This window comes from Nostoc sp. DedQUE09 (genome assembly GCF_034530915.1).
Taxonomy (GTDB): Bacteria; Cyanobacteriota; Cyanobacteriia; order Cyanobacteriales; family Nostocaceae; genus Nostoc.
The window spans coordinates 39,809-54,219 of sequence record NZ_JAVRCE010000004.1 but is presented as its reverse complement, the minus strand read 5'-3'; the positions used below and the strand labels follow the sequence as shown (position 1 = coordinate 54,219).

The window sequence follows — 14,411 nt, the reverse complement described above, 5'->3', positions numbered from 1 at the left end:
GAACAAGTGCCAGCACTAACTCTATCCTATGGTTGAATAACTTGCGTGAACCTATGATAACAACTGAGACAACTGCTCAAAAAATTCAATTAAAAAAAAGACTAAGTTGAGCTAATTGTCAAGGTATAAGTAACTTATTTTTTAATCAATCAGGTTGGGACTACACCAGTTGAGCGTAATGCCATGTTCATGAGAATTTTTTGTGAATTAGCTTCTGGAGAATCATCATAAGGACGCCGTTGAATGTAAGTACCATCAGCTTGTAATTCCCAAGCTTGGCGATTATCTGCAAGCATAATTCCCATAATTTCTTGCAAATCTTTAGCAATATCTGGGTCTGTTACTGGGGTAATTACTTCGACTCGGCGATCTAGGTTGCGACGCATCCAGTCAGCACTGCCGATATATATCTCCTCCTGTGTATTGTTATGAAAATAATAAATCCGAGAGTGTTCTAAAAAGCGACCGACAATGCTGATGATGCGAATGTTTTCACTAATATCTTTGATTCCTGGGCGTAAACAACAAACACCCCTGATAATTAAGTCGATTTGCACTCCAGCGCGGGAAGCTTCATATAAAGTGGCGATAATTTGCGGATCTACTAGGGAATTCATTTTGGCAACAATCCGTCCAGAAAATCCATTTTGAACATTTTCGATTTCGCGGTGAATTAGTGCCAAAAAGCGATCGCGCATATTTACAGGCGCAACTAGCAACTCTCGGTAAGATTTTTGCAGAGAATATCCGGTTAAGAAATTAAATAGATCTGTGATGTCAGCGCCCAACTCTTCACGGCAACTAAACAATCCCAAATCTGTATACAGTCGTGCTGTTTTAGGGTTATAGTTACCAGTCCCAATATGCACGTAGCGACGTATCCGGTCTTTTTCGCGCCGTACCACCATGACGGTTTTACTATGGGTTTTTAGCCCAACTAAACCATAGACGACATGAACTCCAACTCTTTCTAGGCGTTTTGCCCAGTAAATATTATTCTCCTCATCAAATCGCGCTTTTAATTCCACCAGCACAGATACCTGCTTGCCATTTTCAGCAGCAGCAATTAAAGCGTTGACGATGGGCGAGTCACCAGAAGTCCGGTAAAGGGTCATCTTGATGGCTAACACATTCGAATCGTAGGCAGCATGGGTAATAAAGCGTACTACTGTAGCCGAAAAGGATTGATAAGGATGGTGTACTAGTAAATCCTTTTCCCGAATTACAGCAAAAAAGTCTTTTCCTTCGTCCGTCTCCAGCGCATCTGGGTCTAAACTCGGTTCTCTCAGCCTTTGCAGGCGTAAAGGTACAACAGATTGGCGTGGTGGATCTTTGAGCTCCGGCAATGGCAAGGACATAAAGTACATTAAATCCCGCAGTCCCAAAAGACCGTTTACCTCGTAAACATCACTTTCTGTTAATTCCAAATCTTGTAATAATCGCGATCGCACTATTTCCGGAGTTTGGGATTGAATTTCTAGCCGGACTGGACTTCCACCCAGCCGCCGTTTTCGCAATTCCTGTTCGATTGCTAACAACAAATCATCTGCTTCATCTTCTTCTAAGACCAAATCGGCATCACGGGTAATGCGGAACGGATGATATTCTTGAATGTTCATCCCTGGAAATAGAGATTCCAAGTTATGAGCGATCGCCTGTTCTAAAGGTACCCCAGTCCAGTGGGCAGGTTTTTCGCTATTCTGATCTCCCAACTCAGGCGGTATCGGTAAAAATCGTGGTAGAACGCTAGGGACTTTGATTCTGGCAAAGAATTCTTCTTCGGTGTCTGGATTCTTGACCACAACAGCCAGATTCAGGCTGAGATTAGAAATAAAAGGAAAGGGATGACTAGGATCAACAGCCAGAGGAGTCAAAACTGGAAAAACTTGTTCCTCAAAATAGCTGTTAAGATGAGTCCGCTGCTTTTGATTCAAATCTATGTAATTCAGAATATGAATGCCATGATTTACTAGTAGAGGACGAAGTACTTCCTCAAAATGTTGGTGCTGTTTGTTGACATGGGGAGTAAGGGTAGACCTAATATCGTCTAGCTGTTGTTGTGGTGTCCGGCCATCGGGAGTTAACAGGCTAACTTTTGCCTCTACTTGTTGCTTTAAGCCAGCAACGCGCACCATAAAAAACTCATCTAAATTAGAGTTAAATATTCCCAAAAACTTAAGACGTTCCAGAAGTGGGGTGCGATCGTCACAGGCTTCATGTAATACCCTGGCATTAAATTCTAACCAGCTTAACTCTCGATTAAGATAATATTGTGGATCGCTGAGATTGATGGGGGTAGCGCTTTTCTTAGATTTTGCCATAATGACCTAAAGGCAGGCAGATGTAGCCCATTCAACTGGGGGACAATAAATATAGTAGGTTAAATGGTGCTTGAGCATAACGCTGAGGTAATTTTTTGTAGTGCTGATTCTCTCCTTCGTTACTGGTAAAGGACAGACATCATACTTAAATCAAAATCTGTTTGTATTTAAATAACTTTAGTCAAAGACTCAAAAATTAACTTGTGTAGGCACGAAAGCCAACATTCCTAAGAAATTTTTGGCTGCTTTGCGCGTAGGCATAGCCCGTCGTAGACATCGCCTTGGCTATCTTCCAGATAACCACCCTAACCACCTAACCTATAACTAGATTTTATAGCCGTTTTTAATTTTGTGGAATATGGTGTTGGCGTATAGTTATCTGCCCTTTCAAAATATTGCATCCATACAATAACTGCGATAAGCCTGGGATTCAAATCGTTGCCCACAGCATATTACCTATAAAGATGCACTTAAGATTTAGCAAAGATATAACATAGCCATATTTGACAAGTTTTAACGAATTATTAAGCAATGTTTACAGGGTATTGGGGCATTGGAAGCAGTCTAAAGGCTTACCTCTAATACTTTCTGAATTTGGTTTTCCTAAATCCAAAAAGTGGTAATCATTGCCACAAAGTTCATACAGACACTGAGTAGGCATAAGCCTTCCTGCAACTCAATTTTTATGAGGTTTTTGAAGCTTATATTCAGAGCCACACCAATACTTCCATCTATTAGTTTTTTTAATTTACGACCTCTGCAATTTTTTGAAATTTCAGTATTGTTGCTGAGATGTTTCTGGCAGGCAATGGTTATATTGAGAACGTAAAGAGAAACAACACGGGGAGTTTGTTAATCATGAAAATTTCTGCAATTCTCAAAGGCAGCGTTTGTGTATTAGGTTTGGTTGGTGTTGGTAATTTCTTTGCAGCACCTGCAAATGCAGGAGATGCTGCTGCTCGTGGTGCGGTTACAATTGTTAGACCATCAGGTGCTTCTGTCAGCGTCAGTGCTGAGTTAACTGCACCTACTTCTGCATATTTCACCGGACCAACGTTAGTTGTTACACCTGCATATAGCGGTACAGCAGGTGCCAATGACGAAAGCGTAGTTACTTTAACAATAGATCCAGGTGCAGTTGTAAACCTGGTCTCACCACCCAGTTCTACAATCGAAGCAGCTATTGCAGCCAAGATTGATGCCGGTACTGTTACAGCAGTTGAAGACCTAGCAGCCCTTATCAGAGCAGCTAGTGTTAATGACGGTCTAGAATAGACTGATTGTTAACTGACAGAAAATCACTATAGTGTTAAAAGCTATTGGCTTTTAGTCTATATGCTTTCACACCTTGCATTGATTTTCAATCTCTGTTTGGGTATTGTTTGAAAAAATTTTGCCATCAGTTGAGACGAAACGTCTACGACTATCCCCATGCTGGGCATTTGCATCAAAGTATTTGGTAATACGCGAATCAATTCTTTGACAGACTCTTCTTTACTTGTATCCATACTTTTGACAGAGGATAAAGTAGAGAGTGACTGAGATGTGAAAGATTAAAGAAAAAATACAGCCCCTTGAATGTAGTTGAGGGGCGGTATTTCCAAACTTATCTACTATATTACCATATAAACCCGGTTTCTTGAAGAAATCGGGCTTTTGATATTGTTTAAATAGATACTTTACGAAATCTTTTAAATTAGCCAATAGGTAAAATACAAAAGGCAAAAGACGGAAGCTAGAAGACAATAGGCGCAAGAGAATCACACAATAATTACTCTTGCTATTTGCCTATTGAACTTTGCCTTTATTTACTAAGTGTCAATTCTTATACCAAATTTTAGTAGTCTAGCAATCAATTTTTCTGAAAAGTTACCGCTATATTGCTCATGCCAATCAAAAAAGCATGAGGAATAAATTATGTATAGCGTGTTTCGTCAATTGCCTGAAACTATCAAAAGAACCATTTGCTTGCTGGGTTTTATCAGTGTAAGCAATTTTATTGCAGTGCCAGTATATGCACAAGAAGCTGTGGCACGTGGAGCTATTTCTATAGTTTCGCCTTCCGGCGCTTATCAAAGTGTTAGTGGTGAACTCTCTTTACCTGTTAGCAATAATTTTTTAAATCCTGGCACAAATACGACTTTAACAATAACGCCTACTCTGACAAATATGGGAGCAACTAATCAAAGAATAACTTCTTTATCTCTGACAGTAGGCACAGCCAATGAAATAATCACAAATAATAACAATTCGTTTTTGAACCAAACTTTAGAAACAGTCAATAATCAAACATTAATTCCCGATACAGCCTCTTTAATTCAGACAATTAACACTACTAATGGCTTAGGGGCTTTAGAATAGTTGCAAAAACTATACTAAATTTATTGCTGCATCTACGATATATGATAATTTTTAGGCAAGAGGTAAAGGGCAAAAGGCAAAAGGAAAAAGCCAAGATATAAAGAGAAAGAAGCATCCTGGATTGTACTGATTGTTTTTACATATTAAATTTATATTGTTTAATCAAATAATCCAGGATAAATATTTCTAATTTTAGCTTGCCTATTTACTTTTGTATTTAAAATCGATAACCACCTTGAATTTGCATATCAAGCCCATTCTCTCCTGTACCAATTTTAGATTGTATAAAAATATTATTATCTGTAAAATTATATCTAAAAATAACTCCGTAGTTTAGACCAGATAATCGGGTATTTAAACCCACGTTTTTAGTAAAATAATTTTTAATATAAGCACCAACAGATAAATTTATACCAACTTTTTGTAAACCTTCTAATTCATAGAAAAGGCTTTTACCTAACTCTAAGTTAGTATTAATATTTAAACCTGTGCTAGTGCTAACTTCACCACTAAACAGTGTTAAAAACTCACCATTGCTATTATCTTGAATAAAAGCTATTGCAGGTGCTAAAGAAAAACTTATATTTTTTTCTTGATGATTAAAATAATAGCTCAATATAGTTGAAAAAGGATTATTGCTATTTGATGCACTATTCCAGTCAATTTTTAATGATGGTATGTGAGTGTTGACAGCTACAGGTTTTTTATTTGAGTTTAACTGGACATGAGTTTTAATATAGTTAGCCAAAACACTGGCATATATACCCACAGATGGTTCTGCTAACCCTAAATTATTATTAGAAACTCCAGGCGCTGAGTTGGCATTTATATTAAACCAAGTTCCTAAGCTAGCACTATAGTTTAAATCTCCAGAAGAACCAGCAGCTAATAATTCGACTGAAGGTAAAGATAGATAACCATCAAAGCTTTTAAAACTCACACCTATGCGATCGACTCTGGTGAGTTCAAAATAATCGAATGCTAAATCAAATGTGCGGACTGGAATTGGTACTATAGTGTTATCTTCCGAATTAAATCGTTGTACAAATTGTCGTCCTTGGGAGTTAGTCAAAATAACTTCAGCACCGCTAGATTCGTTAATAGGATTAATATCAGTATTAGTCAAAGGCATCTGATTTCCTATGAAAGTCAGAGGGCCAAATCTTTCATTAGAAAGTCTAAGGGTTGAAAAGAATGTATCCCCTGGATCTAAAAGTTCAACATCTCTTTGTAAAAATTGGACTGTGCGTTTATGATTTCCTGTTCTCAGTTCTAAAATACTAGAATTATTGGGAGTGATTTTACTCTGAAGTGTCATACTTCCAGAGACTTGTTCTAGATCGCTGGTTGCATTAGAATAAGCTAAAGTACGATTTAGTCTGTTGTTAATTTGTCTTCTTTGATTTGGTGTAGACTTTGTATTTAATTCAACAAAACCTTCTCCGTTTTTAAAGCTTTCTCGTGCTTCTGCTAAACTTTCATTAATATTATCTATTTTAATGTATTCAAAGATTCCGCCTAATGCCAATCCTAAAGTAGAGTTAGCTGTTTGGATACTATCAATACTAAAGTCACTTAAATTAGCTGTAAGAGACAATCCTGGGCTAGAAAAAATATTAGAATAACTAGCACTAATTTTTTGTTTATCATATTGAACAATAGTACGGTTATGAGGATAGTTAACATATAATCTGTGCCAATTAGAAGTTGTTTGTGTCTCAGATAAAGTTTTAAATATGGGATCTCTTTTGCCGAAAGATACCCAAGATAAAGAATTGAAATAAGCCAAGTCTCTCTCAAGTGGCGTCAAGTAAGGATTAACTGCTATATTTAATAAATCAAAATTATCAAATTCGCCTATCTGGGCAATTTTAACACCTGGTAATGAAGAGACAGGAGCAGTAAAACCAAAACCTTCACCCGTCAAGATATTTCCCCATAAAATACCAGTCGCTTCTAAAACACGATCGGGAATAATTTCGCCTAGTTTAAGTTGAACGCTTCCGCCATTTAGGAGAGGCTTTAAATTAGTGGTAGGAAAAGCTTGTAGAATTTTAGGTGTATTAGTTGCATCTAAGAAATCAAATAAAGATCCGCCACCATCATTACTAAAAGTGGAACCGCTTCCAATAACTGGTGTAGTATTTGCCAGAACTGTGACATTAGGATCGTTAAGATTAATTCCGCTATTAATTATCACTTTACCAGCAGGTATCCCTTCTGGATTAATTAGTTCTCCTGCCAGAGAAAGTATAGAAAAATCTTGAATTGCAGTTCCGCCGACTAATTCATCAAAATTCACAGGTAAAGTATTAATATTTTGCAATCCCCAAAATCCTTGGGTTGATGTCATATTTTGGGTAATGTAAGTTTCAGAAGCTCTACCTTGGGCAAGAATACCAGCTTGTCTACCTTTAGTCTCAATTACTAATCTATTGTTATCGAGAACCCAGTAAAACTGGTCATCTTTGGGAAATTTAGCATAAGTAAATTTATCAATAAACTGATTGTCTCCAGAAAATCTGATATTTAAATCTGTATCTATATAATTTTCGTCTTCATTTGGTTTAAATAATTGAGGTTTAAAAGTCAGGTTATCTGTTGGATTAACAATCCAAGAATACCGATTGGAACTTGCAGTCAGAGCGTCAATAATTATTTTCTTTTGGATTACTTGTTGTTGTTTTTTTGTTCGGCGTAGTTTTTCTATTAGTATCTGTTGCTGAGGTGTGTATGGTTTTGATGGTTGAATTGTATTTGGTTGAGGCTTTTCTTCATCTTCTTCAGGTAGCTTGGGAGGTTTATCTTTGTATTCTTCAATTGGGATAACGTCAGCAATGGTGAACTTGCGTAACTGGTTTGGTTTCTCTAGGTCAGAGTTAGACTTTCTTAAAGCCTGTTTTAACAATTCTTGGCTTGGTAAGTTATTTGTTTTTTGATCGGAATTGATTAATGACTTGTTATGATTAGCGATTAAATCAAGATTATTTTCCCTGTTTATGCTTAGAGCGATCGCAGGTAATTTGATAAATACAGTTTTGTATAAAATTGTTGAGTACAATAAACAAATTCCAAGAATTTTTACATTTTTTTTGAATCTCATTAGGGAGATATTGAAGCTTTTTCGTTTTGGATTTTTCAATGTTTTCAGAATAAAATTTTTGGCGATTCAAACTATATGAGCATTGGCTAATGTCGAAACTTAACCATTTTTTAATACTTGGCCTTTGAATTTATTATTGATTTGTTTCATTTGATGGATTCAACAGTGTTTCAGTAAATATAGATAGTCAAAAAAGTTTGATTTATGATCCTGGCGCAAAGAATAAAATAGGATTAAGCAGATTTACTGCAACAAGAGTGTAATTCTTGAGCAAAAATTCAACCTCAGCAAAATCACCACAACTCAAAAATTGAACTATAGTTTAACCGCATAAATACGTAGCTTGAAGTTATTAACTTCAAAAACAGAGTAAAAAATATACTTTAGGATACTCGCTGTCTTCTGCAAATTTAATACATTTGCTGTTTTCTGATGGAGTTTATTTATACATCAGTAGTACACTGAATGAGCAAATAGAGACTACCTTAACTATGTAGTGGAAATACTAGAGCGATATCTCACAATCAGCCCCTGTGCATCGATGCTGATGCAGATAAATTTCGCATTAATGTAAAAGCCAGTTTTCCTCAGAATTTCGACACAGTAGAAGACGATCGCATCGACCTAGAATGGTTTAGTCCGACTGGTAAATTACTCTGGTCAATTCATTAAATCTCCTCTGTCTAATAAATAAATCTAATCATGCACAGTAACTAATATCAGTCCTAAATTTGTCTACACTAGGATTAGTGCGATGTCTACGACAGGCTATGCCTACGCAATAAATTTGTGGCGTAGACAGGCAATGGCTGATAAGAGCTTGTTGAAAAAGTTGTAAAGTATACTCAAAACCCCTCTTAAAATTTCTCCCTGAAACGGAGAAAGACTTTGAAACGCCCATTGTCTTGTAGGTAAAGGGGGCTGGGAGAGTTAGGTTTCTAATATCATGTCCGGTTAAAGACTTATCATTAAGGCCGCAGAGGAGCGGAGGGGCAGAGGGGCAGAGGGGATGGGTTTTTGGGCTTTCTGCATAGAGAAAGGGGATTATAACTAATTAGCTGGACATGATATAAGGCTTAGATGTTACGAAAATACTTGTCAAACATCCTTTAAAAATCGCTTTTAACAGACTTTCCTGAACAGCCAAAGGTGAGGAAAGGATTAAGAATTTGTAACAAAAGTTAAGCGATTCTTGAGATAATAACGCTGCTGGCTGGATATCACATTTAGATTTATTAAAAAAAGTTAATGAAACCTAGACATATTGATACAGAAATAGCGAGGTTAGAAGCCCTCCGCCAGTATCAAATTCTTGACACAGAACCTGAAGAAGCCTATAACAATCTTGCTCAGTTAGCGGCCTTTATTTGTGGCACTCCTATATCCTTGGTAAATTTTATTGATGAAAACCGTCAATGGTTTAAGGCAAAAATAGGTTTAGATGTATCAGAAATGCCCCGGACTGTTGGATTATCTTATCTTTGCCAAGAGCAGCGTAATGTTGTGGTGGTTCCTGATACCCTAGCTGATGAGAAGTTGGCAAGTAATCCGGTAGTAACTGGCTATCCATATATACGATTTTATGCAGGTGTACCCTTAATTACTCCGAAGGGAGATATGTTGGGAACTCTGTGTGCAATCGACCAAGTTCCACGACAACTAAGCCAAAAACAAGTGGAGGCATTTGTGGGTTTGAGCCGCCTGGTAATCGACCAACTCGAACTCAGGCGTCATGTAAGTGAGGTATCTAAAGTTACTGAGAAACTAGTGGCGCACGAGCAAGCAGCCCGCGCCCAATCTGAAGCCGCCAAAACCCGCATCACCAATCTTCTCGAAAGTATCACTGATGGTTTTTTTGCCTTGGATCAAAAGTGGCAATTCACCTATATTAATGGTCAAGCAGAACGGCTGTTGCAAAAAACTCACAATCAGCTTTTAGGTAAAAACATCTGGGAGGTGTTTCCAGAAATTATCGGCACAACATTTGATTGTGAATATCGCAGGGCAATCTTAGAACAGGTTAGTGTCGAATTTGAGGAATTGTATCTGCCACAGCAGCAGTGGCTTAAAGTTCACGCCTATCCAGCAAAAGACGGCTTGTCTGTTTATTTTCAAGATGTTACTGAACGACGGAAAACAGCAGAAGCACTACGAGAAAGTGAAGAACGTTGGCAATTAGCATTACATGGTAATAATGATGGTATTTGGGATTGGAACTTCAAGACTAATGAAGTGTTCTTTTCAACTCGATGGAAGGAAATGCTCGGCTATAAAGACTACGAAGTTTCCAACCATTGGGATGAATGGACAAAACGAATCCATCCCGATGAGCGAGATTGGGTACTTCAGGCTTTCCAAGACCACTTTGCCAAGAAGACACCGTTTTACGTCTGTGAATATCGAGTCCAGTGCCAAGACGGCAGCTATAGATGGATTCTTGATCGAGGACAGGCACTTTGGGACGCATTGGGTGATATAGTACGGATGGTTGGTTCTTATACTGATATCACAGATCGCAAGCAAGCAGATGAAGAATTAAAGCGGCAAAATCTGCGATCGCAACTGTTTGCCGAAATCACCCTAAAAATTCGAGAATCTTTACAAATAGATGAAATTCTTCAAACCAGTGTCACAGAGGTACAAAAACTACTACAAGCTGACCGGGTTTTGATTTTTCGGCTGGAAGCTGACGGTTCGGGAACAGTGGTACAAGAGGCAGTGCTACCTGGTTGGCCGGTAATTTTAGGAAAAAATCTTTTTGATCCCTGCTTTAAAGAAGAATATATAGAAAGATATCGCCACGGAAGAGTAAGTGCCCTTGAAGACATTGAATCTGCTCATATCCAACCATGCCATCGAGAATTTCTTCAGCAGTTTGCTATCAGGGCTAATTTGGTAGTGCCGATTCTTGTCAGAGACGATATTTGGGGCTTATTGCTAGCTCATCAGTGTAGCGCACCTCGACAGTGGAATCAGTTTGAGATGGATTTGTTACAGCAATTAGCGAACCAAATTGGAATTGCTTTATCTCAGGCAAAACTATTAGAAAAAGAAACCCAGCAAAGTCAGGAACTTACTCGTTCTAATGCAGAATTAGAACAGTTTGCCTACGTAGCTTCCCATGATTTGCAAGAGCCGTTGCGGATGGTAACTAGTTATTTACAACTGCTGGAGCGGAGATACAAAAACAAACTGGATGCCAATGCGGATCAGTTTATTACATACGCAGTAGATGGGGCCAGCCGGATGCAGACCCTCATCAACGATTTGTTAAACTATTCCCGCGTCAGTACCCGTGGACAGCCTTTTGTACCAGTTGATTGTAGTGTTGTCTTAGAACAGGTGCTAGGCAATCTTCAAGTTGCGATCGCAGATCGAAAGGCAGTTGTCACCTACGATACTCTCCCTCAAGTGATGGCTGATGCTACCCAATTGACACAAGTATTTCAAAACCTGATTGCCAACGCGATCAAATTTTGCGATCGTCAACAGCCATTAATTCACCTTGGGGTCAGTAAGGGAGATGCAGATAATATATTACATGAAAAAAATTTAAATTTTATCCCCTCGGAGGATGAATGGTTGTTCTCCGTGCGTGATAATGGAATTGGTTTGGAATCCCAATATAGTGAACGTATTTTTATAATTTTTCAGCGCTTGCACGCTAGAGACAAGTATCCAGGTACTGGAATTGGTCTGGCAATTTGTAAAAAAATTATCGAACGCCACGGCGGCCGGATTTGGGTTGAGTCGAAACCGGGTCAAGGCTCGACTTTCTACTTCACAATTCCAGATAGAGCAGGTAAGCAATGGTAAACACCATAACAGCGATTATGCCTATTGAGGTTTTGTTAGTAGAGGATAATCCTGGCGATGTCCAACTTACACGCATCGCCCTAGAAGATAGTAAAATCTCAATTCACTTGAACGTAGTCGAGGATGGTGTAGAGGCAATGGCATTCTTGCGAAAACAGGGAAAATATGCTAAATTACCTCATCCAGATATTGTGCTGCTCGATTTTAACCTTCCGAAAAAAGATGGACGAGAGGTATTAGCAGAAATAAAAGGAGATGAAAACCTCAAACGAATTCCTGTAGTAGTTTTGACGACTTCCCAGGCTGAAGAAGATATCCTCAAAGCCTATAACCTTTTTGCCAACTGTTATATAACTAAGCCAGTAGATTTCGATCAATTCGTTAAAATTGTCCAATCAATAGAAAATTTTTGGTTTGCGATCGTAAAACTGCCGCCGGAGTAGTGGAAATGGCAGGTAAAAATATTATTAAAGTCTTATTAGTAGAAGACAACCCTGGTGATGTCTTATTGTTACAAGAGTTATTTAAGGAAGTTACCACAGTTGTAGTTGAGTTGATGCCTGTTGAACGGCTTGATGAAGCAGTCAACTACCTGACAAACGAAATTTTTGATGTAATTTTGTTAGACCTCTCCCTACCAGATAGTCAGGGATTGCAAACCTTTGTCATCGCTCACAATCAGGCAAAAGCAACTCCAATCATTGTGCTGACGGGTATAAATGATGAAACCCTAGCAACTAGCGCAATGCAACAAGGAGCGCAAGATTATTTAGTGAAGGGGCAAGTAACTGGTGACTTGCTGGTGCGATCTATGCGTTATGCCATTGAACGTCAACGGGCAGACAACGCACTGCGGCAGAGTGAGGAGCGATTTCGGGTTGCTCTTAAAAACTCTCCAATCTTTGTCTATAACCAGGATAAAGATTTACGGTACACTTGGGTTTACAATCCCCCATCTGGATTGATAGTTGAGAAAATATTGGGCAAACAAGACTTAGATATCATCCCAGTACAAGATGCCCAACGTCTGATCGCAATTAAACATGGAGTCCTGACTACAGGCATAGGAACGCGAGAGGAAGTATCAATTACCATCAAAGATATAACGCGATATTACGATTTAACTGTCGAGCCACTGCGGAATGAAACCCAAGAAATTGTTGGGGTGACATGCGCCAGTATAGATATTAGCGAACGACAAGCTGCGCTACGCGAACGGCAAGCCGCGCTATGCGAACGCAAATTGGCAGAAGAAAAAATTCGCGAACAAGCAGCATTACTAGATGTCACCACAGATGCCATTTGCGTCCGAGATTTAAACAATCAAATTATCTTCTGGAACAAAGGTGCAGAAACACTTTATGGGTGGCAAGCTACAGAGGCATGGGGTAAAAATGCTAGCGAACTTTTGTATGACGAACCTTCACCGGAAATTGAAGCAGCTCTATTGCAAGCTATTAGTAAAGGTAAGTGGCAGGGTGAGTTAACAAAACTTACTAAAACGAACAAAGAAGTCCTTGTAGCTAGTCGCTGGAGTCTGGTATGCGATGAACAAGGAAAACCCAAATCAATTCTCACCGTTGACACAGATATTACTGAAAAAAAGCACTTAGAAGCCCAATTATTTCGCGCTCAACGCCTAGAAAGTATTGGCACTTTAGCTAGTGGTATTGCTCACGACCTCAACAACATCCTGACACCGATTTTGGCAGGAGCGCAACTACTACCACTGAAATTTCCCAATGCAGATGAGCGGACTCGTCATCTACTAGAAATTTTAGAAATTAACGCTAGACGCGGTGCTGATTTAGTCAAACAGGTGCTGTCCTTTGCGCGGGGTGTAGAAGGAAAGCACATCACTTTGCAACTCAAACATATAATTGTGGAAATTGCCAAGATTCTTAAAGAGACTTTTCCCAAATCAATAGAAATCAGCACTAATGTACCGCAAGATTTGTGGATGGTTTCTGGAGATAGTACGCAACTGCATCAAGTGCTGATGAACCTCTGCGTTAACGCCCGCGATGCTATGTCCGATGGCGGTACTTTGAGTATCTCTGCCGAAAATATGTTGATTGACGCAAATTATGCCCGCATGAATCTAGAAGCCAAAGAGGGGCCTTACATAGTGATTACTGTCTCCGATACTGGAGTTGGGATTCCTAAAGAAATGCTAGATAGAATTTTCGAGCCATTCTTTACTACAAAAGATGTCGGACAAGGCACTGGTTTAGGACTTTCCACAGTGCTGGGGATTATTAAAAGTCACGGAGGTTTTGTGAACGTGTTTAGTGAACCGGGGAGTGACACTAGCTTTCAGGTTTACTTACCAGCCGCAGAGGGAATGGAAACAATTAGCCCCGAAAATTTGCCACCACACAAAGGACATGGAGAATTGATTTTGGTTGTGGATGATGAAGCCGCCATTCAAGAGATTACGATAACATCGCTAGAAGCTCACAACTACAAAATCTTAGTTGCTAGTGATGGCATTGAGGCGATCGCGCTATATGCTCAAAATAGAGACAAAATTAGTGCCGTCCTCATGGATATTATGCTGCCCTCACTGGATGGTTTAACTGCCATGCGTACCTTGCAAAAAATCAACCCCCAAGTCAGAATTATTGCCAGCAGTGGACTTATGTCTGACAATAAGCTCAGTGCAATAGCAGCTATTGGTGTCAATACATTTTTGTCGAAGCCCTATACTGTCAATGAATTATTGCTTTCTTTACAGAAAGTACTATCGTGAGTCAACTAATTACGTAAGTATACTGGTCGTTGTGAGTTCAAAAAGCTGTTTTATTGAT

Annotated in this window: 7 protein-coding genes; 5 read left to right on the top strand and 2 right to left on the bottom strand. The window is 38.9% G+C overall.

Annotation, left to right across the window (positions count from 1 at the left end):
* Positions 1 to 149: 149 nt before the first annotated feature.
* On the bottom strand, positions 150 to 2,321 hold the full coding sequence (ppk1, locus tag RMY27_RS03705; protein WP_416212306.1) for a polyphosphate kinase 1: 2,172 nt from the start codon (positions 2,319 to 2,321) through the stop codon (positions 150 to 152).
* Between the two features lie 858 nt (positions 2,322 to 3,179).
* On the opposite strand from ppk1, the gene RMY27_RS03700 reads away from it, so the two are divergent.
* Both RMY27_RS03700 and RMY27_RS03695 read left to right on the top strand, forming a co-directional pair.
* Positions 3,180 to 3,596 carry a hypothetical protein gene (locus RMY27_RS03700; RefSeq protein WP_322660536.1) on the top strand — a complete coding sequence of 139 codons (417 nt, stop codon included), beginning with the start codon at positions 3,180 to 3,182 and terminating at the stop codon, positions 3,594 to 3,596.
* Between the two features lie 642 nt (positions 3,597 to 4,238).
* Positions 4,239 to 4,682 carry a hypothetical protein gene (locus RMY27_RS03695; RefSeq protein WP_322660534.1) on the top strand — a complete coding sequence of 148 codons (444 nt, stop codon included), beginning with the start codon at positions 4,239 to 4,241 and terminating at the stop codon, positions 4,680 to 4,682.
* A gap of 217 nt (positions 4,683 to 4,899) precedes the next feature.
* Here RMY27_RS03695 and RMY27_RS03690 read toward each other — a convergent pair whose 3' ends face one another.
* Positions 4,900 to 7,824: a hypothetical protein gene (locus RMY27_RS03690; protein ID WP_322660532.1), complete on the bottom strand. Its 2,925-nt coding sequence runs from the start codon at positions 7,822 to 7,824 to the stop codon at positions 4,900 to 4,902.
* A 1,209-nt stretch (positions 7,825 to 9,033) separates the two neighbouring features.
* On the opposite strand from RMY27_RS03690, the gene RMY27_RS03685 reads away from it, so the two are divergent.
* From RMY27_RS03685 to RMY27_RS03675, 3 genes are read left to right on the top strand one after another with little or no spacing between them, the layout of a single operon-like run.
* On the top strand, positions 9,034 to 11,601 hold the full coding sequence (locus tag RMY27_RS03685) for a GAF domain-containing protein (RefSeq protein ID WP_322660530.1): 2,568 nt from the start codon (positions 9,034 to 9,036) through the stop codon (positions 11,599 to 11,601).
* A complete protein-coding gene (locus RMY27_RS03680; RefSeq protein ID WP_292814634.1) occupies positions 11,595 to 12,044 on the top strand; it encodes a response regulator in 450 nt (149 codons plus the stop codon). The genes RMY27_RS03685 and RMY27_RS03680 overlap by 7 nt, the downstream gene beginning before the upstream one ends.
* Before the next feature lie 5 nt (positions 12,045 to 12,049).
* The gene (locus tag RMY27_RS03675; protein ID WP_322660811.1) at positions 12,050 to 14,353 is read left to right on the top strand and encodes a response regulator; all 2,304 of its coding nucleotides are present in this window, start codon (positions 12,050 to 12,052) and stop codon (positions 14,351 to 14,353) included.
* Positions 14,354 to 14,411 lie beyond the last annotated feature (58 nt).